Here is a 19,964-nt window from a genome sequence, read left to right as displayed (position 1 = left end):
ATCTGTGTCTCGCGGTCGGCGACAGGAAAATACTACCTGGTCCGGAGGGGTGCTACGGACCACGTGAGGTGCCTCAGATCGTCAGCGACAACAGGAGCGGGGTCGCGCTGCGGTTGAGGGTGTCCGCGGCTTGGCGCAGGCGGTGCGCGTGCTCCACGGGGAGGGAGAGGGCGAGGCAGCCCACCGCGGAGCCGGCCGTGATCGGGACGGCCGCGCAGACCGTGCCCACCGCGTACTCCTGGAGGTCGAGGTGGGGGACCGTGGGCGGCTGGGTCTCCAGACGGGAGAGCAGGAGCTTGTCGCTGGTGATCGTGCGCGAGGTCAGGCGGGCCATCTTGTGCCGGGAGAGGTGCTCGCGGCGGCTGTTGTGGTCGAGCTGGCCCAGCAGGCTCTTGCCGATCGCGGTCGCGTGCGCCGAGGAGCGGAAGTCGACCCACTCGTGCACGACGGGGGTCGTGGGCCCGTCGGCGTACTGGGAGATGCGGACCTCCCCGTCGACGTACCGGCTCAGGTACACCGCCGCGCCCACCGAGTCGCGCAGTCGGTCCAGGGTGCGCTGGAGCCGCTCGCGCAGCGCCTGTTCGCGGCCCTCGGTGGAGCCGAGCTTGGTGAGGGCGTCGCCGGTGACGTACGCGCCGTCGGCGGTCTGCTCGACGTACCCCTCGCGGCGCAGCATCCGCAGCAGGGCGGTCAGTCGGTCCGGTTCGAGGCCGGTGCGGCGGGAGAGCTCGGTGTCGGTGACTCCGGAGGTGTGCCGCGCCACCGTCTCCAGGACGCGCAGGGCGTCCTGAGCCGAGTGGTACGGCGCGGTCGGCTCGTGCTTCAGCGCCACGGTGTTCCCCCTGCGCTCATGTGTTCGCACTGCTACTGGGCCGTAACCGGACAGCGGATCCTCTCCACGATAACCGCCAAGAGGCCTGTTGTGAGCGGGTGTTGACGAGATTCCGACCCCGCCCGCACCCCTCTCAACAGGGACGAAGGCACTCTGGCATATGCCCTTGTCCTGATCCACCGCCTGGACCTCGCAGATTGAACGTCATTCAATATCCGAGGTCACAGCACCGCGCTCAGAAATTCCCGGGTGCGGTCCTGTTCGGGCTCGCTGAAGATCCGTTCCGGCGGTCCCGCCTCGATGATCCGGCCCGAGTCGAACATCAGGACCTGGTCCGAGATGTCCCGCGCGAAGTTCATCTCGTGGGTCACACAGAGCATCGTGATGTCCGTGGTGCGGGCGATGTCCCGGAGCAGATCCAGGACGCCGGCCACCAGCTCCGGGTCGAGCGCGGACGTCACCTCGTCCAGGAGCAGCACCTGCGGGCGCATGGCCAACGCCCGGGCGATCGCGACGCGTTGCTGCTGGCCGCCGGAGAGCTGGCTGGGGCGGGCGTCCGCCTTGTCGGCGAGGCCCACCAGGTCCAGCAGCTCGCGGGCCCGCTGCTCCGCCTCCTCCTTGGACAGGCCGAGGACCGTCACGGGCGCCTCGGTGATGTTGCGCAGCGCGCTCATGTTCGGGAACAGGTTGAACTGCTGGAACACCATCCCGATCTTCTTGCGCAACTCGCGGAGCTGCTTCTCCGGCGCGGGGAACAGTTGTTCCCCGGCGACGGTGATCGTGCCCTCGTCGGGCTTGGTCAGCGTCATCAGCATGCGCAGGATGGTCGTCTTGCCGGAGCCGGACGGGCCGATCAGCGTGACGTGCTTGCCGGACTCGACGGAGAAGTCGAGCTGGTCCAGGACCGTGTTGGAGCCGAACCGCTTGGTGACCGAGTCGAACCTGATCAGCTCGCTGCCGTCCACCGGCGGGTTGGCGTGGGAGTCGGGATCTTTCATGAGGGGGGCGTCAGTGGACAAGACGTCGCTCCAGAGCTCGCAGAAGAAGGGAGGCCAGATAGGAGATGACGATGAAGGCGACGCCGATCACCGTCAGGGGCTCGGTGAACTGGAAGTGCTCCTGGGAGTACAGCCGCGCCTGGCCGAGCATCTCCAGCACGGTGATCGCCATCAGCATCGGCGTGTCCTTGAGCATCGCGATCACGTAGTTGCCGAGCGCGGGCACCACCCGCCGGATCGCCTGCGGCAGGATCACCACCTGCCAGGTCCGCATCCGCGGCAGGTTCAGCGCCGTCGCCGCCTCCCACTGGCCGGCCGGCACCGCCTCGATACCGGCCCGGTAGACCTGCATCGTGTACGTCGAGTAGTGCAGCCCGATCGCGAAGACGCCGGTGGTCAGCGCCGAGAAGGTCAGGCCCCACTCGGGCAGCACGTAGAAGAGGAAGAACAGCTGCACCAGCAGCGGGGTGTTGCGCACGAACTCCGTGACCACCCCGACCGGCCAGCGCACCCAGCGCGTCGGCGTCCGCATCAGCAGCGCCCAGACCAGACCCAGCGCGAACGAGATCAGCGAACCGAGCGCGAGCGCCTGAAGGGTGACGACCAGACCGTCCCAGAAGTGCGGCATGAAGTCGCTCACCGCGTTCCAGTCCCACTTCACGCGACACCACCTCCGACACCGCTCGTCTCGGCCCGCTTGAGCTCACCCGCGGCCGGCCCGCGCTGCGGCGCCTTGCCGACACCGGCCTTGAGCTTCTTCTCAAGACCGCGCATCACCCGCGTCAGCAGGAAGGCGATCGCGAAGTAGATGAGCAGCAGATACGTGTAGATCTCGGCGCTCTCCTGCAGCGCGAGCCGCACCAGGTTGCCGCTGAAGGCGAGATCGCCCATGCCCATGACGGACACCAGCGCGGTGCCCTTGAGCAGCTCGATCAGCAGGTTGGAGAACGGCGGGATCATCTCCGGCACCGCCTGCGGCAGCAGGATCAGCCGCATCCGCTGCCAGGGCGTGAAGCTCAGCGCGATCCCGCCCTCCTGCTGCGCCGGGTCGACCGCCTTCAGCGCGCCGCGCACGATCTCGGAGCCGTAGGCCCCGTAGGTCAGCCCGAGCGCGAGCGTGCCCGCCCACATCGGCACCAGCTGCCAGCCGAAGGCCGGGGGCAGCACGAAGAACACCCAGAAGATCATGACCAGCGCCGAGGTCCCGCGGAACACCTCGGTGTAGACGCCCGCCAGGAAGCGGACGATCCACCGGCGGTGGGTGCGCGCGACACCGACCACGAAGCTGACGGCGGCCGCCAACAGGGCGCTGAACACCAGGAGTTGGATCGTGGTCCAGACGCCTTTGAGTACGAGGTCCCAGAGTCCCGAGGTCATCCGCTCGCCCCTTCCCCGCACAGCTCCTTCGCGGTCAGGTCGGTCATCTCGGCCTTGGTGAACCCGAAGGGCCTGAGGATGCGCAGCAGTTCGCCGCTCTTCTTCAGCGCGCGCAGCTCCACGTTGAACGCGTCGCGCAGCTTGGTCTCGGTCGGCCGGAACGCGAACGCGCCCCCGTCGACATGCGGTTTGCCGTCGACGAGCGGCGCGAAGGCGTCCGTCGCCTCGGCCTTGCTCGACTTCTTCACCACCTCGCGGGTGGTCAGCGCCGTACCCGCGAAGGCGTCGACGCGTCCGGCCTCGACCGCGTTCAACCCCGCGACCTGGTCCGGCACGATCAGGATGTCGCTCTCCTTGTACCCCGCCTCGACGGCGTACTCGATCTCCGCATAACCGGTGCCGGTCGCGAACTTGGCCTTCTTCGCGACGATGTCCTTGTAGTTGTGCAGGCCTTTGGGATTTCCCTTGCGCACGATGAAGGAATCGAGCATCTGATAGTCGGGATCCGCGAAGATCACCTGCTCGCAGCGTTCGGGGTTGACGTACATCCCGGCGGCCACGACGTCGAACTGCTGGGAATTCAGACCGGGGATGAGGGAGCCGAACTCGGTCGGTACGGGCTGCACCTTGTCCACCCCGAGCCGTTTGAATATGACCCGGGCGAGCTCCGGTGCCTCGCCGGTCAGTTCGCCGTTCTTGTCGATGTAGCCGAACGGGATCTCACCGGCGATTCCCAGCCGGACGACCCCCGCCGCCTTGAGCCGGTCGAGCAGGTCGCCGCCGTCCGTGGTCGACGCCGTGGCCACGCGCGTGCAGCCCGCGGCCCCCAGCGCACCGAGCGCCGCCACCCCCGCGAGCAGCGATCGGCGGCTGGTCCCGGCGGTGGCGCCGGCTGTCTCTGGCTTGTTTGTGCCTCTGTCGTTCCGAAGTGGTGGAGCCATGGCGGCGCGGCTACCCGAAGCGATGCGATGTATGCACCATGGATGACATGACCGAGCGCTACATAGAAGTCTCCCTGGTCAAACGCGGAATCACCGGCAGGGCGAAACTGCTGGACGACCGCGCCCCTCTCACCTGCGCGGCGGTGTGGGACGCCCTGCCACTCGGCAGTGACGTCTATCACGCCAAATACGCGCGCAACGAGATCTACGCCCTGTTCCCGCCCTTCGCGGAATCGGAGCCGCCGCTGGAAAATCCGACAGTTACCCCGATTCCCGGAGATCTCTGTTATTTCTCCTTCGCCGGATCGGAACTCGGCACCAAGGCCTACGGCTATGACCGCGAGGTCCGCGCCGGTAAGACGGTGGTCGACCTGGCCCTGTTCTACGAGCGCAACAACCTGCTCCTGAACGGCGATGTGGGCTGGGTGCCCGGCATCGTCTGGGGTCAGGTCGTCGAGGGGCTCGAAGAGCTGGCCGAGGGCTGCAACGACCTGTGGCGGACCGGGGCGGCGGGGGAGACGCTCAGCTTCCGGCGGTTGTGAGACCGGCCGGGACGGGCGTGGCGATCCCCGCCTCGTAGAGCGCGTGCGCCGCGCGCAGCACCAGATCGTCCCGGTGCCGCGCGGCCACGATCTGCAGCCCGACCGGCAGCCCGGCGCCGTCCGTGCCCACCGGCACGGTCGCCGCCGGCTGCTGGGTCAGGTTGAAGGGGTACGTGAACGGCGTCCACCCCGTCCAGCGGCGCAGCCCGGAGCCCTTCGGCACCTCGACGCCCGCCTCGAACGCCGTGATCGGCAGCGTCGGCGTGACGAGGACGTCGTAGGACTCGTGGAAGCGGCCCATCCGGCGGCCGAGTTCCATCCGGACGTCCACCGCGGCGAGATAGTCGAGCGCGGAGAGGCGGGCGCCGGTCCGGCAGATGTCCCGGAGCCCGGGGTCCAGCAACTCCCGCTGTCTGGGCCCCAGTTGCTGGGTCACCCGGGCGGCCCCCGCGAACCACAGGGCGTGGAAGGCGTCCACCGGATCGGTGAAGTCGGGGTCGGCCTCCTCGACGTACGCCCCGAGCCCGGCCAGCCCCTGCACCGCCTGCCGTACCGCGGCGGCGACCGCGGGCCGCACCGCCACCTGCCCGCCCAGCGTCGGCGAGTACGCGACCCTGAGCCCGCGCACCCCCTCGCCGAGCCCCGCCGAGAACGACCCCGGCGGCGGCCCGAGCGCCGACCAGTCGCGGGCGTCCGGCACCCCGATGACGTCGAGCATCAGCGCCGCGTCCGCCGCGTCCCGGGTCATCGGCCCCACGTGCGACAGCGTGCCGAACGCGCTCGCCGGGTACAGCGGCACCCGCCCGTACGTCGGCTTCAGCGCGAAGATCCCGCAGAAGGCCGCCGGGATACGGACACTGCCGCCGCCGTCGGTGCCGAGCGCGAGGGGGCCCGCGCCGAGGGCCACGGCCGCCGCCGCGCCGCCGCTGGAGCCGCCCGCGGTGCGCGTGCGGTCGTAGGGATTGCGGGTCACCCCCGACTGCGGGGAGTCCGTGACGCCCTTCCAGCCGAACTCCGGGGTCGTGGTCTTGCCGAGGAAGACGGCGCCGTGCTCGCGCAGCCGGGCCACGGAGGGCGCGTCCTCGTCCCAACTCCCGTTCTCCGAGATCGTTTTGGAGCCCCGCAGGGTGGGCGAACCGCGCAGCAGCAGGATGTCCTTCACCGTGACCGGCACACCGTCCAGCAGGCCCGAGGGCTCGCCGCGCCGCCACCGCCCGGTCGACTCCCGGGCCCGGGCGAGCGCCTCGTCGGCCAACAGGCGGACGAACGCGTTCACTTCGGGCTGGATCCGCTCGGCCCTCTCCAGGGTCGCGCGGGTGGCTTCCTCGGGGCTGAACTCGCCCTTGCGGTAGCCGTCGAGGAGTTGTGCGGCGGTCAGCTCGGCGAGGTCCGTCATCTGCCCTCCAGCGTCCGGGTGTTCGGCGTCCGGGTGGTCAACAGCCTGCGTGCTCAGCGTCCTGGTACGTACCCGCGTTTCTTGTCGACCACGTTCAGCAGCGGCCGCCCGGCTTCCCAGCGGTCGTACAACTCCACGAACTGCCTGCCCAGTTCGTCCCGCCAGCCGATCGTGTCGCCGCTCATGTGCGGGGACACGATCAGGCCGGGGACCTGCCACAACGGGCTGTCGGGGGTGAGGGGTTCGTGCTCGAAGACGTCCAGCGCGGCCCCGGCGATCCACCGTTTCGCGAGCGCCTGGGCGAGTGCCTCCTCGACGACCAGCGGTCCGCGCCCGACGTTGATGAACCGCGCGGACGGCTGCATCACCCCGAAGCGGCGCTCGTCGAACATGCCCCGCGTCTGCTCGGTGAGCGGTGCGGCGGCGATCACCCAGTCGGCGCGGGCGATCAGCCGGTCCAGGTCGTCGGGGCCGTGGATGCCGGTGTGCGGGGTGCGGCCGACCAGCGCGGTGGTGATGTCGAGCGCCTTGAGCGTGCGGGCGATGGTCCGCCCGATCGGCCCGGACCCCACCACGCACGCGCGCGTGCCCGCCACCCGCTGCGTCTCCCGGTGTCGCCAGGTCCGCTCCCGCTGGAACTCCAGGGTCCGCGGCAGGTCCTTGGCCATGCCGAGGACGAGCGCGGCGACGTACTCGGCGATCGGCTGGTCGAAGACGCCCCGTGCGTTGGTCACCACCGTGTCGGACGCGGCGAGTTCGGGACACATCAGATGGTCCACACCGGCGCTCGCCGTGTGCACCCAGCGCGGGCGCGGCCCCTCGCCCGGCCACGCGGACCGCACCGCGCGCGAGGCGAAGTCCCACACCAACAGGACGTCGGCGTACGGCAGTCGCTCGGCGAGCGTCGACTCGTCGGCGTGCTCGACGCGGGCGCGTCCGGTGAGACTGCCGAGCCGGGGAAGCGGTTCGGCGTCGAGGACCAGGAGGGTGGGGGTGGAGGCCGGGACGGGGACGGGGACGGGGGCGCTGGGGTCGCTCAGGTCACGCATACGGAAATTTTTCTCCGGTGACGATCGGCCGACGGGGTGTCGCACCGGCCCCGACGTGGCTTGACGCGGCAGGTGACATGGGCGGAACGCGGGAGTAACACAGGCGTCGACGGCGGCGGATTGACCACGCTCGCACTCGAACCTACCTTCGTCAACACGGACGTTGTGCACGGTCCGTTGCTGACCCCTTTCTCCTCGTGAGGGCGGTGCCCGCCATGGACCTGTCGTTTCTCGGTGGCCCCGCTCCGCAGCGCGGTGTCGGTGTCGTGGCCCCCTTCGACTTCGCACTCGACCGCGAACTGTGGCGCTGGGTGCCCGACGACGTCTCCCTGCATCTGACCCGGACACCGTTCGTGCCGGTCGAGGTCAGTCTCGACCTGGCCCGGCTGGTCAGCGAGCACGAGACGCTGGAGGACGCGGTCCGCACCCTGACCGCCGTCTCGCCCGAGGTCGTCGGCTACGCCTGCACCTCCGGCAGCTTCGTCGGCGGGATCGCCGGCGAGCGCGCGATGTGCGAGGCGATGACCCGGGCCGGCGCGGTCCCCTCGATCACCACTTCGGGCGCGCTCCTCGAAGCGCTGACCGAGCTCGGTGCCCGCCGGGTGGCCCTGGTGACCCCGTACACGGTGTCGGTGACACGGGCCCTTGAGGAGTACGTCGCCGAGGCGGGCGTCACCGTCGCCGGCTGCTCCTTCATGGGCCTGACCCGGCACATCTGGAAGGTCCCGTACCGCGAGGTGGCCGACATGGCCCGCACGGCCGTCCGCGGCGACGCCGACGCCCTGTTCATCAGCTGCACCAACCTCCCGACCTACGACGTCATCCCCCAGCTGGAGGCGGAACTGCGCATACCGGTGATCTCGGCCAACCAGGTGACGATGTGGGCCGCGCTGCGCCGACTGGGTACCCGGGCGGTGGGGCCGTACCAAGCGCTGATCGATCCGTCGGCGCGCACGGGCCCCGTACTGCCGGCCGAAGAACAGCAGCAGGAAGGCTCACCATGACGTCACTCGGATTCCTCTACCCCGGCCACTCCGCCGAGGACGACTATCCGCGCATCGAGCAGTTGCTCGGCAGCGACATCCGCCTGGACGTCGTCCACACCGACATCGGCGAGGACGCGCACCGGGTGGACGCGCTGCTGGAGATGGGCTCGGCCGACCGGCTCGCGGCGGGCGTCGGCGAGCTGCGGATGGCGGGCGCGGACTCGGTGGTCTGGGCCTGCACCAGCGGCAGTTTCGTGTACGGCTGGGAGGGCGCCCACGAGCAGGTCCGCGCCCTGGCCCGCACGGCGGGTCTGCCGGCCTCCTCGACGTCCTTCGCCTTCGTGCACGCGGTCCAGGAGCTGGGCCTGCGCCGGGTCGCCGTCGGCGCGACCTACCCGGACGACGTGGCCGAACTCTTCGCGGAGTTCCTGCGGGCCGGCGGCGCGGAGGTGACCGGCGTCCGCGGCGCCGGCATCATCACGGCGGCCGAGGTCGGCACCTGGGACGAGAAGGAGGTGCACGCCCTGGCCCGCGAGGCGGACACCCCCGACGCGGACGCGATCCTCCTCCCGGACACGGCCCTGCACACCGCGGCCCACATCGAGACCCTGGAACGAGAACTCGGCAAGCCGATCCTCACGGCCAACCAGGTCACGGTCTGGGAGGGCCTACGCCTGGCGGACCGCAGGGTGAACGCACCGAGGCTCGGGGCGCTCTTCACGCGAGAGCCGCTGGTGCAGGCGTGACCTTGACGCGGGAATAAAGCGGAGAGTGCCTCCTGTTACGCCGAGAACTACAGGCACGCCGAAAACCAGGAGGCACTCACCGTGACGGCAGACGAGATCCGGGGCACCGCACAGGGCACCGCCCCCGTACCCCTCTCCGTACTGGACCTGGTCACCGTCGGCGCGGGCCGCACCGCGACGGACGCCCTGAAGACCAGCGTCGAGATCTCCCGCCTCGCGGAGTCACGCGGGTTCCACCGCTACTGGGTCGCCGAGCACCACTCCATGCCCGGCGTCGCCTCCTCGTCGCCCGCCGTGATCCTCGCCCACCTCGCCGCCCACACCGACCGCATCCGGCTCGGCTCGGGCGGCGTCATGCTGCCCAACCACGCCCCGCTGGTCATCGCGGAGCAGTTCGGCACGCTGGAGGCGCTGGCCCCCGGCCGCGTCGACCTGGGCCTGGGCCGCGCCCCCGGCACCGACGGCGCCACCGCGGCCGCCCTGCGCCGCACGGAACGCCTCAACGAAGGCGCCGACGACTTCCCTGAGCAGCTCGCGGAACTGACCCGCTTCCTGGACGACGACTTCCCCGACGGCCACCCCTACCGCCGTATCCACGCGGTCCCCGGCCCGATCCAGTCGACCTCGCCCGGCGGCGTACAGTCCCCGCACCGCCCGCCGATCTGGCTGCTCGGCTCCTCCGGCTTCAGCGCCCGCCTTGCCGGCGTGCTGGGCCTGCCCTTCGCCTTCGCGCACCACTTCTCCGCGCAGAACACCATCCCGGCCCTCGACCTCTACCGCGAGTCCTTCCGCCCGAGCGCGGTCCTGGACGCCCCGTACGCCCTCATCGGCGTCTCCGCCATCGCCACGGACGACGAGAAGGAGGCCCGCCGCCAGGTGATGGCCGCCGCCCTCAACATGGTCCGGCTGCGCACCGGCCGCCCGGGACTCGTGCCCACCCCGGAGGAGGCCGAGGCGTACGAATTCAGCCCCATGGAGCTGGAGTTCATCAACTCCTGGAACGGCAACGTCATCCACGGCACCGTCGACGAGGTCCGCGCAGGACTCGACGACCTCCAGAAGCGCACGGGCGCAGACGAGTTGATGCTCACGTCCCACGCCCACAACGGCGACCTGCGCCTGCGCAGTTACGAACTGATCGCGGACGCCTACGGGTTGCCGACCACCTGATCCCCGGAGCGGGTCCGGGGGCCGATCAGCTCGGAGATACGATCCGGCGACACCGGCCGTGAGTACAGCCACCCCTGGCCGGTGTCGCAGCCGATCCGGCGCAGCCGCGAGGCCTGCGCCGAGGTCTCCACGCACTCCGCGGTGACGGTCAGCCCGAGCCGGTGGGCGAGCTGGATCATCGCCTCCACGATCACCTCGTCGGCGGGGTTCGGCGGCGCCCCGGTGTTGCTGTCGCTCTCGTACTGGAAGCCCCGTACGAACGAGCCGTCCAGCTTGAGCACCGACACCGGCAGCCGGCTGAGGTAGGCGAGGTTCGAGTAGCCGGTGCCGAAGTCGTCGATCGCGATCCCGACGCCCATGTCGCTGAGGGCCTGCAGCACCTGGAGGGGCCGGCCTGCCGAGCCCATCACGGCCGACTCGGTCAGCTCCAGCTGGAGCAGATGCGGTGCGAGGCCGGTGTCCGCGAGGGTCTTGGCCACGTCCGCGACCAGGTCGGAGTCCCAGACCTGACGGACCGCCACGTTGACGCTGACGAACAGCGGCGGCTCGTCCGGGTGCTCCAACTGCCAGCGCCTGGCCTGCCGGCAGGCGGTGACCAGCACCCAGCGGCCGAGCTGCACGATCGAGCCGTCCTCCTCGGCCAGTGTGATGAACCGATTCGGCGTCAGCATGCCGAACTGCGGGTGGTTCCAGCGGACCAGCGCCTCCACCCCGCGCAGCCGCCCGTCCTCCATCCCCACCAGCGGCTGGTACTCCAGCGCGAACTCGCCCCGCTCGACGGCCGGGCGCAGCGAGGAGGACAGCGCCTGACGGGTCATCCGGTGGGCGTTGCGCTCCGGGTCGAAGAGCGTCCAGCGGGCCTTCCCGTCGGCCTTCGCCCAGTACAGCGTGGTGTCGGCGGCCTGCATCAGGGCGGTCGCGGTGGTGCCCGTCGCGAGCCGCTCGACGACACCGATGGACGCCGACACCGACACCCGCTGACCGCCGAGGTCGAAGGGGGCCTGGACCGCCTCAAGGACGGACTCGGCGAGGTCGGCCAACTGCTCGGTGCCGGTCGAGTCCTCCACGAGCAGCGCGAACTCGTCGCCACCGAGCCGGGCCACCAGCGTGGCGCCCGCCCGGCCCTGGCCGACCTCGTCGGCGCAGCGCGTGAGCCGTTCGGCCACCGCGGACAGCAGCCGGTCGCCGACGCGGTGGCCGAGTGTGTCGTTGACCGCCTTGAAGCCGTCCAGGTCCAGGTAGCACAGCCCGATCCGGCCGGTGCCGCCGTCGGCGTAGGACTCCGCGTCCAGCGCGGCCGTCAGGCGTTCGAAGAACAGGGTGCGGTTGGGCAGCCGGGTCACCGGGTCGTGCATCTGCAAGTGGCGCAGCCGGTCCTGGAGTTCGTGCTGGGCGCTGATGTCGGCGACCGACAGCAGGATGCCCTTGCCGGGCGCGGCCAGCGGCGCGACCGCGATCTGCGCCCACACGGACTCGCCGTTCGGCCGCTTCAGCCGGCGGGTGCAGCGCAGTCTGGCCTCCCGGCCGCGCAGCACCTCCCGGTAGGCGTGCCAGGTACGCGCGTCGGACGCCAGGTCGACGAGGTCGGCGGCGACCCGGCCGGTCAACGCGTCGGGCGCGCTGCCGAACAGGGCGCCGAAACCGTCGTTGGCGCTGACGACGAGACCCTCGCGGTCGACGACGGCCATCGCGAGGGAAGCGGTCCTGAAGACGGACCGATAGATGGTGTCACTCTCTGTGACGGCGGACCGATCGAGGTCTGCCGCGGGCGCCGGCCCTTCGGACGTTCCGCTCACCGCTCGCTCCCGCAGTGCATTCGATCTCTGTCCGTGCAGGAAAGTGTGCCGATCATAGAGGCAGACCCAAGGGCCTTCCAGCCACTGTCCAGTGTCCAGGATCGGGCGACCGTTCTGACAGATCGTTTCTGCCCGCACCTGGACGTGTTCATCTGGCCTCCGACCAGTTGTGACGTTCCGTGAGCGGTTCGGGGTGTCGTCTCTGACGGTCTTTCGGCTGACTCACTCTTCTGGTGCAGACAAACAGGGCGTAGTACGACAATCTCCAAGAGGCTGGGTGCGGTGTCCCGTGATCCGCTCCCGGAGGTTCAGTTGCCGCGTCCGTTCCCCCGGCCCCGACTGCGCAGCACCGCCGCGGTGTTCACCACCCTCTCGGCACTCGCGGCGACCTCGCTCTTCACCGGGCCCTCGGTCGCCGAACCGTTCTCGGCGGCCCCGTGCGCACTCCAGCGCACCGACGCCCACCACTCGGAGGGCGTCGACACCTGGAACGCCGCGTATCCGCGCCCGGCCCGCCGGCTGGACGCCGTGATGGTCTTCCTGTCCTTCCCGGACGCGGCCCCGCGCACCACACCGGCCCAGCTCACCCGCGACCACTTCCCGGCCACCAGCCGCTTCTTCGAGCGCGCCTCATACGGCCGGTTCTCGCTCGACCCGCACCCGCTGCACCACTGGATCCGGATGCCGCGCCCGTCCACCGCGTACGCCATACAGCGCGACTGGCACGCCGCGGACCGCGCCGCCTACCTGCGCGACGCGCTCGCGGCCGCCGACCCCGAGGTCGATTTCTCCCGGTATGACGTGGTGTACATCGTCGCCGACCCGGACGCGCCCGGCGTGGACTCGGACGCCACGAAGGTCGTCAACATGGACACCCCGCTGCGGGCCGACGGCACGGACGTCCGGCGGGTCGTCACGGTCTTCGAGAAGCATCCGCCGGACCGGCTGGTGCTGGCCCACGAGACCGGGCACGTCTTCGATCTGCCGGACCTCTACCACCGGCCGGTCGACGGCAAGGGCGACTGGGACACGTACGTGGGGGACTGGGACCTGATGGGCAGCCAGTTCGGCATGGCCCCCGACCTCTTCGGCTGGCACAAGTGGAAACTGGGCTGGCTGGAGCCGCGCCAGGTGGTCTGCGCGCGGGGACAGGGCACCACCCGCCTCACGTTGGAACCGCTCGGCGCCGGACCGGGACTGCCGGTGACGGGCGCGGCCGGATCGCCGGCCTTCGGCCTCGGACGCGGCACCAAGCTCGCAGTGGTGCGCACCGGCCCCGACAGCGCGCTCGCCTTCGAGGCGCGCGGCCCGGTCGGCAACGACACCGCCGTGTGCCGGTCCGGCATCCTCGTCTACCGCATCAGCAGCGGCGCCCAGTCCGGCGACGGCCCGATCCAGGTCATCGACGCCCACCCCCGCACCGAGGCCTGCTGGGAGAACTCGGTCTACCCCCCACTCGCCGACGCCCCGGTCGCCCTCGGCGAGAACTTCACGGTCCCGGGCGTGACGGCACGGGGCGGAAAGGTACGAGTGGCGGCGGAGGGCCGGACGGCGTCGGGGGCTTGGACGGTGAGGATCTCGGTCGGGTAGCGCCGAGCATGCGAAAAGCCCCTCGCGTTCGCGAGGGGCTTTCACTGTCTGTGCGCCGCCAGGGACTCGAACCCCGGACCCGCTGATTAAGAGTCAGCTGCTCTAACCAACTGAGCTAGCGGCGCTTGCTGACGTCGTAGACCTTAGCATCCTGATCGGCGGGAGGAAAAATCGATATCCGCACGGCTGAGCGGGCCGCGCGCACCGCCGCCCAGAGCACGATTTCCGGGCCCGGCAGCCATGGGTGACGGGTGTCGGGGGCGACCAGCCAGCGGGAGGTCAGGGCGCCGGCCAGTGGCGCCGGCACGGTCACCGCGTCGCCGTTGCCGTGGCACAGCAGGGACGGGATCGCGCCCGTGCGGCCGAACTCCTCCCAGCGCAGCAGCGACGGCAACCGCTGGGCCGTACCCGGCGCGGCGAACAGCAGCGTCCGGCCGCGGAACACCGCCACCGGCCCCGACCCGGGCCCCTCTTCCCACAGCCGGTCGAGCATGCGGCGCCCGAAGACCGCGGGCACGCTGACGACGTCGAAGACGGCACCGCACGGTAAGACGACGGGAGCGTCGGGCCGCTCCTCCCAGAGGGCGAGCGTGCTGCGCGGATACGTTCCTGCCGAGGCGAGCCAGGCCGCGCCGTCCCGGGTGACTCCGTGGACGTCACAACGGTCGGAGAAGGGCTGGTCGCGTTCGCTGCTCATGACATCTACATCTACCGGCCGTGAGCGTTCCGTTTCTTAGGGTTGCCGGAAACCGGGACAGGACGGGGTGGGACGGAGTATCTTGCCCGCCTGGCATATGCCGAAATGGGTGGATGAGGAGAGGGCGGGGCCCCTCGCCTCAGACCGGGTCCGGCCCGCCACCACCCTCCGCGCCGCGCATCAGGCGCTGCCCGTACTCGACCATCTTCTTGGCATAGTCCTCGGTCCACTCGGCCCGCTCCGCGATGTCCGCGGGCGTCAGCCGGTCGAACCGCCGCGGGTCGGCGAGCTGCGCCGCCGCCATCGCCTGGTACTCCACCGCCCGGTCCGCCGCCGCGCGGAACGCCTGCGCCAGCTCCGTCGAGCGGGCCAGCAGCGCGTGCGGGTCGTCGATCGACTCCAGGTCGAAGAAGTGCTCCGGATCGGCGGCCGCTTCCGCGGGCTCGAAGAGCAGGGGCGCGGGGCGTAGCCGCGGTTCGTTCCGACGCGGCGTGGGCTCCGCCATGTCTTCTCCTCCTCGTACGTACGTCGCGGGCGCCCTGTCATGTGACCGGGCCACCGTCCATTGTCTCGTGCCCGCGCAAGAGCACCACGACGGTTCCCCTCAGCCGGCCAGAAGCCCCGATTCAGGGCCGCCAGCTCACCCGGTGCTCCGCCAGCCGCGCCAGCACCGCATGGTTCGCCTCCCACCCGTCGGGGCTGTATTCATGGGCCGCCTCCGGCGGCGTGCCGGACTCCGTCCGGCGAGGGGCGGCGTGCGGAGGAGCTCCCGCTGATCACAGCCGCCAGCTCACCCGGTGTTCCGCCAGCCGTGCCAGTACCGCGTGATTCGCCTCCCACCCGTCGGGAAACTTCACCAGCGTTCCCAGCTGGACCGGTTCCGTGGACGGGTAGTCGTCCAGGAGGTCGGTCACGCCGGCGCGGCAGACCACGATGCAGGCGTGCCGGTGGCGGGAGGCCAGGACGCAGAGGCGGCCCGTCTCCAGGTGGAAGGCGGTGGCGTCGGGGCGGCCGGAGAGCGGGTGCAGGACGACCGTGACGTCGTACTCGCGGCCCTGGAGGCGGTTGGCGGTGTCGACGGTGACGTCCGTGACGCCGAGTTCGGTGAGCGCCGCTCGGACCGCCGCCGCCTGGTCGCGGTGGGCCGTGCCGACGGCGATGCGGTCCGCGGTGAGCGGGGTCGGGGCCGGGGCCGGTGAGCGCTCCGACGTGGCCGCGCCGCCCCGGTCCAGGAGACGTCGTACGACCGTCGCCACCGCCCGTACCGCCTCCGGATCCGTCCGCGGGGTGTGCCGCGCGGGCAGCTCCAGCAGGCCCCAGCCGGACTCCGCGGCCTCGTCGATCACCCGGTCGGGACCGGAGCCGTCCGCCGGGACGCCGAAGGACAGGCGACGGTCGCCGTGGTCCGTGCCGCTGCGGAACGGCGTGTACGGGTAGAAGGCGTCGGAGACCAGCGGGGCCGCCGACGCCGGCAGGCGCCAGGACACCGGGAGGCGGTGCTGGGGCAGCTCGGGGTTGTGCGCGAGCAGCGTGGTCACGGCGGAGGCCGAGGGGTCGTACGACAGGCCCGCCCACTGCTCGCTGCCGACGATGGAGAACGGGTCCAGCTGGCCCGGGTCGCCCACGAACAGCGCCCGCTCGAACAGCCCGGCCACGGCGAGCAGCGAGTCCGAGCGCATCTGGTACGCCTCGTCCACGATCGCGTGCCGCCACGGCTCGTCGACCTTCACGTGCCCCCATTTGGCGGCGGTGGAGATGACGACCGACAGCCCGGCCAGGTCCGCCGCCTTCGCCGACTTGCGTACGTTCGGCAGGTCGTCGAGCGCCTTGTCGTACGGGTCGGCGTCGCTGCTGTGCAGTCGCCCGACGGGGAGTTCGGGGTTCTTCTCCGCGAGGCGCAGGACGAGGTCGTCGACCTGGGCGTTCGTCTGCGCGACCACCATCAATGGGCGCCCCGCGTCGGCCAGTTCGAGCGCGGCGCGGACGACGAGCGTGGATTTGCCGGCGCCGGGCGGGGAGTCGACGACCACGCCCCGGTGGGTGCCGTGCAGGGTGTCGTGGAGGATCGCGTCGGTCGCCCTGGTCGCCTCGGCACCGGGGTCGAAGGCGGCGGTCACAGGACGTCCTCCGAGGTCAGGGGATCGGCGGCCTCCGCGACGGCCTCACCGGGCGGGCCGCCGTGCGTCCACGGGGTCGCCTCCGGGTCGGGCAGCTTCGGGCCGCCCCGCTGCTCGTGCTCGAACAGCGTGAAGCAGAGCCGGTCGCCCTTCTCGGGCACGGAACCGGCCTCGGGCTCCTTGCCGCGCCCCATCTTGTCGAGGACGCGCAGCACGATCAGGGCGTCGCCGTCCGGGGCGTCCTCGTGGCCGACGTACTCCGCGGCCTGCGGTTTGCCGCCCAGCGACCGGAACACCTTGGCGCGCTCGCCCAGGTGCGGCCGGTCGTCCGTGCGGACGGTGACCAGCGGGCGCGGGCTGGGGCGCTTGCCCTCGCTGTACGCCATGACCACGTCGGTCACCTCACCGGCGAACGCCTCCCCGGACAGCCGCCGTCCCGCCATCACCAGCGGGTCGTCCAGTGCCTCCTGCGCCTCCAGGCGGGCCTGTTCGCGCTCGCGCGCGGCGAGCTTGTTGGCCGCGGTGACCGCGTCGTCGCGGCGCGGCTGCGGGGGCTCGCCCGCGACGATCCGGTCGCGGTGCGCGGTGAACGACCAGCGGTCCCGGATCCACCGCTCCTCCACCCGCCCGCCCTCGGGCAGCGCCCGCACCAGATCCAGCCCGCGCCACACCGCGTCCCAGGCGGGCCGGGTCCGGCTCTCGACCAGATCGCGGATCTCCCGCTCTGCGGTGGTGAGTTCACCGAGCCGGTCGTCCGCCTCCAGACCGTCCTCGGCGGCGGCGAGCGCGGTACGCGCGCGGTAATGCCGATCCAGGGCGGGGGCGAGCAGCTTGTTGTCGAACGCCGGGTCGGTGGCCGGACCGGCCGGCGGGCACAGCAACTGCCCCTTCGCGTCCCGCGCGAGCTCGGCCCGCAGCGCGGCCTCCGCGCCGGTCGCACCCTCCGGCGGGTCGATCCAGGCGAGCAGCGCGCCCAGGTGCTGGTCCTCCAGGGTGGACTGCCCGGTCGCCCAGTGCCGGGCCAGCACGTCCGTCATAGCCAGCAGCAGCGAGGAACCAGGCACCCGGGACCGCTCCCCGTAGTGGGTCAGCCACCGGCCGAGCAGCGGCACACGCGGGGGCGCGGGATACGGCGTCTCCGGGTCCTGCTCGGCCGTACGGCGAAAGCGCATGGAGCGCCCGAGCAACCGGACGAAGTCGAGACCCGCGCGGCTGGGCACGATCAGCTGCGGGGCGTCCGCGCACAGCTCGACCTCGACCTTGACACGCTTGCCGGTCTCCGGATCGGTCTCGTTCCGCTCGGCGACCTCCACGTCGTCCGCGTACGCGTCGATGTACGGCAGCACGATGTCCGCCAGCTCGGCCAGGAACGCGAACCGCAGGTCGCGGTCCCGGGGCTGCGGTACGACGAGCAGACGCGGCGCGTCCCGGTCCGTGCCGACGAGCGCGCCGAGCGGCGCCCCGGCCTCGCCGGCGGTGGTGAGCGGCACGAACACCAGGGTCTGCTCGGACAGATGCCGATGCCGGACGGTCGCGGCGGGCTGGGCGCGGCCGGTGCTGACGGCTTCGAGCCGGGCGAGGGTGGAGATCAGCGACACTGGGCGCCCTCCGAGGTGGGGAGGAACGACTGGGGCGGTACGGCTGCCAGGCGCGTGCCCGCCAGGGCCTCCGCCCGCAGCGCCGCCGCTCTGCGCAGAGCCGCCACCGCCGGGTCGTCCGGGTCTCCGGTTTCGCCTCGGGACGCGGCCAGGACGTCCTCGACCGTCGTCAGGTCGCCCAGTTCGGCGCGGATCGGGCGGCCGAGGGTGGTGATCGCGCCGGCCGCGCGGGAGTGGTTGCGGCAGTGGAAGGCCAGCTCGCAGGCGGACAGGCACTCGGGTGCGTAGGCCGCGGGCACCGACTCGACGGCGGCCGTCAGCTCGGCGGCGGGCAGGTCGGGGGAGAAGCAGGTGTCCTCGGGGAGGGCGTCGGCGATGTCCTGGATGCGGGTGAGGCGGGCCAGCTGGCGGGCGGTGACCGCGCGCTGCTTGCGGACGTCCACGGCGGAGGCTGTGGGGCGGTTGGAGAAGTCCTTCGGGCATACAAGGAGCACCCGGTGGCGTACCGAAGGGGCCGGGTCGAGGCGGGCGGCGACCTGCTCCAGGGCCAGTACGTACACCGCGGCCTGGCGGGCGGCGGCGCCGACCTTCGCCGGGTCCGCGGAGCCGTCCAGCATCGGGAAGGACTTGATCTCCACGACCGTCCAGCTGCCGTCCGGGTGCACCACCACCGCGTCCGGCTCCAGGAAGGCGGGGGAGCCCGCCACGTCCAGCGCCAGCATCGGGTGGTCGAGCAGCGTCCAGACGCCGGGTGCCTCACCGGCCTCGCGCAGCGCCAGTGCCGTACGGGCCGCGCGGCCCTCGGGGCCGATCGCGGCGAGGTCGGGCACGCGCGCGTCGGTCGGCGGCTCGGCCGAGGCGTCCAGCCGCTCGTGCACCAGCCGCAGCAGCTCCGCGCCGCCGTCCGCCTTGACCTTCGCCTCGAACGCGTTGCCCCGAGTGATCGCGAACTGGGACTGGCCGAAGGCGGAAGGGGAGCCCAGCGCCCCGGCTACCGCCGTCTTGTCCACCCCGGCACCGTCGAGGATCGCGCGCCGTCTGCACCCGGGGTTGGCCGCCAGCGCCGCGAGGGCGCGGGCGTCGAGGGCCTTGGCCGGTACGCCAGGTCCGCGCAGCTCAGCGAGCCGCTGCCGCAGCGCCTTCTCCCGCGTCGGTGGAGGAGGCGTCCGGCTCGGCTCCGGATCCGATCCGGGACTCGCGCTGCCGTGGAAATCGCTCACCTGCGGAAGTCTGGCATCCGGCACTGACAATCGGGGAACCTGCGCCGGGAGAGGGCGCTGTGGCGAAGGGCAGCCGCTTGCGGATCCGGTTCGCCACCCGCATCACGTACGGCGTCAGGAGGAACCCGGCGCCCATCACGGCCGCGCCCGCCACCGCGTCGAGGAAGTAGTGGTTCGCGGTGCCCATCACCACGATCGTGGTCAGCAGCGGGTAGGCGACCGCGGCGATCTTCGTCAGCCGCGTCCCGCCGAACCGCCACAGCACGACCCCGCACCACAGCGCCCAGCCCACGTGCAGGCTCGGCATCGCCGCGTACTGGTTGGTCATGCCGCCCAGCCCCCGCGGGGCACTGGCGTCGCCGCCCCACCAGCCGTACGAGCTGTACTGGGCCATCGTGTCGACGAACCCGTGGCCCGCGGACAGCAGCCGGGGCGGGCAGGTCGGCAGCAGGGTGAAGCCGATCAGGCCCATGAAGGTCGACGTCATCAGCCAGGTGCGGGCCGCGCGATAGTGCACCGCGCGCGACCTGAACAGCCAGATCAGGATCACCGGCGTGACCATGTAGTGCAGCGACGCGTACCAGAAGTCGGCCGGCACACCGAGCCACGCCTCGCGCGTGAAGAGCCGGTTCAGCGGGTGCTCGGCGTTGAGGTGCAGGGTTTTCTCGATGCGCAGGATCGAGAGGCCGTGGTCGACGGCGCCGGTCTCGTTGCCGCGGGCGAGCAGCCGGCCGGCCGAGTAGCACGCGTACACCAGCAGGATCAGCGGCAGCTCGGTCCACCAGCGCAGGCGGGCGCCCGGGGCTGTCTCGGTGCCTGGTGTCTCGGTCATCGGCTTCCGATCCCCTCCCCCTTCGTCTCGCGCGGCGCCCGTTGGTCCGGCCGTGCCACTTTACGGCGTATGCGCAC

The 19,964-nt window shown here is 71.6% G+C and carries 19 protein-coding genes and 1 tRNA gene; 5 read left to right on the top strand and 15 right to left on the bottom strand.

Going from position 1 to position 19,964, the window contains the following annotated elements:
• Positions 1 to 73 precede the first annotated feature (73 nt).
• The 5 genes from ACWDR3_RS07070 to ehuB form a co-directional block, all read right to left on the bottom strand.
• On the bottom strand, positions 74 to 832 hold the full coding sequence (locus ACWDR3_RS07070) for an IclR family transcriptional regulator (protein ID WP_450351442.1): 759 nt from the start codon (positions 830 to 832) through the stop codon (positions 74 to 76).
• Positions 833 to 1,053: 221 nt separating this feature from the next.
• Positions 1,054 to 1,830: an ectoine/hydroxyectoine ABC transporter ATP-binding protein EhuA gene (ehuA, locus tag ACWDR3_RS07065; protein WP_450351441.1), complete on the bottom strand. Its 777-nt coding sequence runs from the start codon at positions 1,828 to 1,830 to the stop codon at positions 1,054 to 1,056.
• A 10-nt stretch (positions 1,831 to 1,840) separates the two neighbouring features.
• The gene (ehuD, locus tag ACWDR3_RS07060) at positions 1,841 to 2,491 is read right to left on the bottom strand and encodes an ectoine/hydroxyectoine ABC transporter permease subunit EhuD (protein ID WP_402349870.1); all 651 of its coding nucleotides are present in this window, start codon (positions 2,489 to 2,491) and stop codon (positions 1,841 to 1,843) included.
• On the bottom strand, positions 2,488 to 3,207 hold the full coding sequence (ehuC, locus tag ACWDR3_RS07055; RefSeq protein ID WP_450351440.1) for an ectoine/hydroxyectoine ABC transporter permease subunit EhuC: 720 nt from the start codon (positions 3,205 to 3,207) through the stop codon (positions 2,488 to 2,490). The genes ehuD and ehuC overlap by 4 nt, the downstream gene beginning before the upstream one ends.
• Positions 3,204 to 4,148, bottom strand: coding sequence for an ectoine/hydroxyectoine ABC transporter substrate-binding protein EhuB (ehuB, locus tag ACWDR3_RS07050; protein ID WP_450351439.1), 945 nt, complete (start codon positions 4,146 to 4,148; stop codon positions 3,204 to 3,206). Before ehuB ends, ehuC begins: the two co-directional genes overlap by 4 nt.
• Before the next feature lie 47 nt (positions 4,149 to 4,195).
• On the opposite strand from ehuB, the gene ACWDR3_RS07045 reads away from it, so the two are divergent.
• Positions 4,196 to 4,690, top strand: coding sequence for a DUF3830 family protein (locus ACWDR3_RS07045; RefSeq protein ID WP_450351438.1), 495 nt, complete (start codon positions 4,196 to 4,198; stop codon positions 4,688 to 4,690).
• Here ACWDR3_RS07045 and ACWDR3_RS07040 read toward each other — a convergent pair.
• Both ACWDR3_RS07040 and ACWDR3_RS07035 read right to left on the bottom strand, forming a co-directional pair.
• Positions 4,671 to 6,086 carry an amidase gene (locus tag ACWDR3_RS07040; RefSeq protein ID WP_450351437.1) on the bottom strand — a complete coding sequence of 472 codons (1,416 nt, stop codon included), beginning with the start codon at positions 6,084 to 6,086 and terminating at the stop codon, positions 4,671 to 4,673. The genes ACWDR3_RS07045 and ACWDR3_RS07040 overlap by 20 nt on opposite strands.
• A 53-nt stretch (positions 6,087 to 6,139) precedes the next feature.
• Complete coding sequence (locus tag ACWDR3_RS07035; RefSeq protein ID WP_450351436.1) at positions 6,140 to 7,135, bottom strand: D-2-hydroxyacid dehydrogenase; 996 nt, start codon at positions 7,133 to 7,135, stop codon at positions 6,140 to 6,142.
• Positions 7,136 to 7,350: 215 nt separating this feature from the next.
• Here ACWDR3_RS07035 and ACWDR3_RS07030 point away from each other — a divergent pair, with 215 nt between their 5' ends.
• The 3 genes from ACWDR3_RS07030 (at position 7,351) to ACWDR3_RS07020 (ending at position 10,037) form a co-directional block, all read left to right on the top strand.
• Positions 7,351 to 8,139, top strand: coding sequence for a maleate cis-trans isomerase family protein (locus tag ACWDR3_RS07030; RefSeq protein ID WP_450351435.1), 789 nt, complete (start codon positions 7,351 to 7,353; stop codon positions 8,137 to 8,139).
• Entirely contained in the window at positions 8,136 to 8,867 is a 732-nt protein-coding gene (locus tag ACWDR3_RS07025; protein ID WP_450351434.1) for a maleate cis-trans isomerase family protein, read from the top strand. The genes ACWDR3_RS07030 and ACWDR3_RS07025 overlap by 4 nt, the downstream gene beginning before the upstream one ends.
• Before the next feature lie 81 nt (positions 8,868 to 8,948).
• Positions 8,949 to 10,037, top strand: coding sequence for an LLM class flavin-dependent oxidoreductase (locus ACWDR3_RS07020; RefSeq protein WP_450351433.1), 1,089 nt, complete (start codon positions 8,949 to 8,951; stop codon positions 10,035 to 10,037).
• Here ACWDR3_RS07020 and ACWDR3_RS07015 read toward each other — a convergent pair.
• Positions 10,016 to 11,833: a putative bifunctional diguanylate cyclase/phosphodiesterase gene (locus tag ACWDR3_RS07015; protein WP_450351432.1), complete on the bottom strand. Its 1,818-nt coding sequence runs from the start codon at positions 11,831 to 11,833 to the stop codon at positions 10,016 to 10,018. The genes ACWDR3_RS07020 and ACWDR3_RS07015 overlap by 22 nt on opposite strands.
• Before the next feature lie 282 nt (positions 11,834 to 12,115).
• On the opposite strand from ACWDR3_RS07015, the gene ACWDR3_RS07010 reads away from it, so the two are divergent.
• Positions 12,116 to 13,423, top strand: coding sequence for a M6 family metalloprotease domain-containing protein (locus tag ACWDR3_RS07010; RefSeq protein WP_450351431.1), 1,308 nt, complete (start codon positions 12,116 to 12,118; stop codon positions 13,421 to 13,423).
• A 51-nt stretch (positions 13,424 to 13,474) separates the two neighbouring features.
• Here ACWDR3_RS07010 and ACWDR3_RS07005 read toward each other — a convergent pair.
• The 7 genes from ACWDR3_RS07005 to ACWDR3_RS06975 all read right to left on the bottom strand — a co-directional run bounded on the left by ACWDR3_RS07005 (position 13,475) and on the right by ACWDR3_RS06975 (position 19,887).
• Positions 13,475 to 13,548, bottom strand: a tRNA-Lys gene (locus ACWDR3_RS07005).
• Positions 13,539 to 14,120 (bottom strand): bifunctional DNA primase/polymerase, encoded by a 582-nt coding sequence (locus ACWDR3_RS07000; RefSeq protein ID WP_450351430.1) that lies wholly within the window; start codon positions 14,118 to 14,120, stop codon positions 13,539 to 13,541. The genes ACWDR3_RS07005 and ACWDR3_RS07000 overlap by 10 nt, the downstream gene beginning before the upstream one ends.
• A gap of 139 nt (positions 14,121 to 14,259) precedes the next feature.
• Complete coding sequence (locus tag ACWDR3_RS06995; RefSeq protein ID WP_402349836.1) at positions 14,260 to 14,625, bottom strand: hypothetical protein; 366 nt, start codon at positions 14,623 to 14,625, stop codon at positions 14,260 to 14,262.
• A gap of 271 nt (positions 14,626 to 14,896) precedes the next feature.
• Complete coding sequence (locus tag ACWDR3_RS06990) at positions 14,897 to 16,237, bottom strand: AAA domain-containing protein (protein ID WP_450351429.1); 1,341 nt, start codon at positions 16,235 to 16,237, stop codon at positions 14,897 to 14,899.
• Positions 16,234 to 17,835, bottom strand: coding sequence for a hypothetical protein (locus ACWDR3_RS06985; protein WP_450351428.1), 1,602 nt, complete (start codon positions 17,833 to 17,835; stop codon positions 16,234 to 16,236). The genes ACWDR3_RS06990 and ACWDR3_RS06985 overlap by 4 nt, the downstream gene beginning before the upstream one ends.
• A complete protein-coding gene (locus ACWDR3_RS06980; RefSeq protein ID WP_450351427.1) occupies positions 17,826 to 19,055 on the bottom strand; it encodes a hypothetical protein in 1,230 nt (409 codons plus the stop codon). Before ACWDR3_RS06980 ends, ACWDR3_RS06985 begins: the two co-directional genes overlap by 10 nt.
• Positions 18,952 to 19,887, bottom strand: a complete 936-nt coding sequence (locus ACWDR3_RS06975; RefSeq protein WP_450351426.1) for a phosphatase PAP2 family protein — start codon at positions 19,885 to 19,887, stop codon at positions 18,952 to 18,954. The genes ACWDR3_RS06980 and ACWDR3_RS06975 overlap by 104 nt, the downstream gene beginning before the upstream one ends.
• Between the last annotated feature and the right edge of the window lie 77 nt (positions 19,888 to 19,964).

This window comes from Streptomyces sp. NPDC001002 (assembly GCF_053599215.1).
This window is presented reverse-complemented; position numbering and strand designations above follow the sequence as displayed.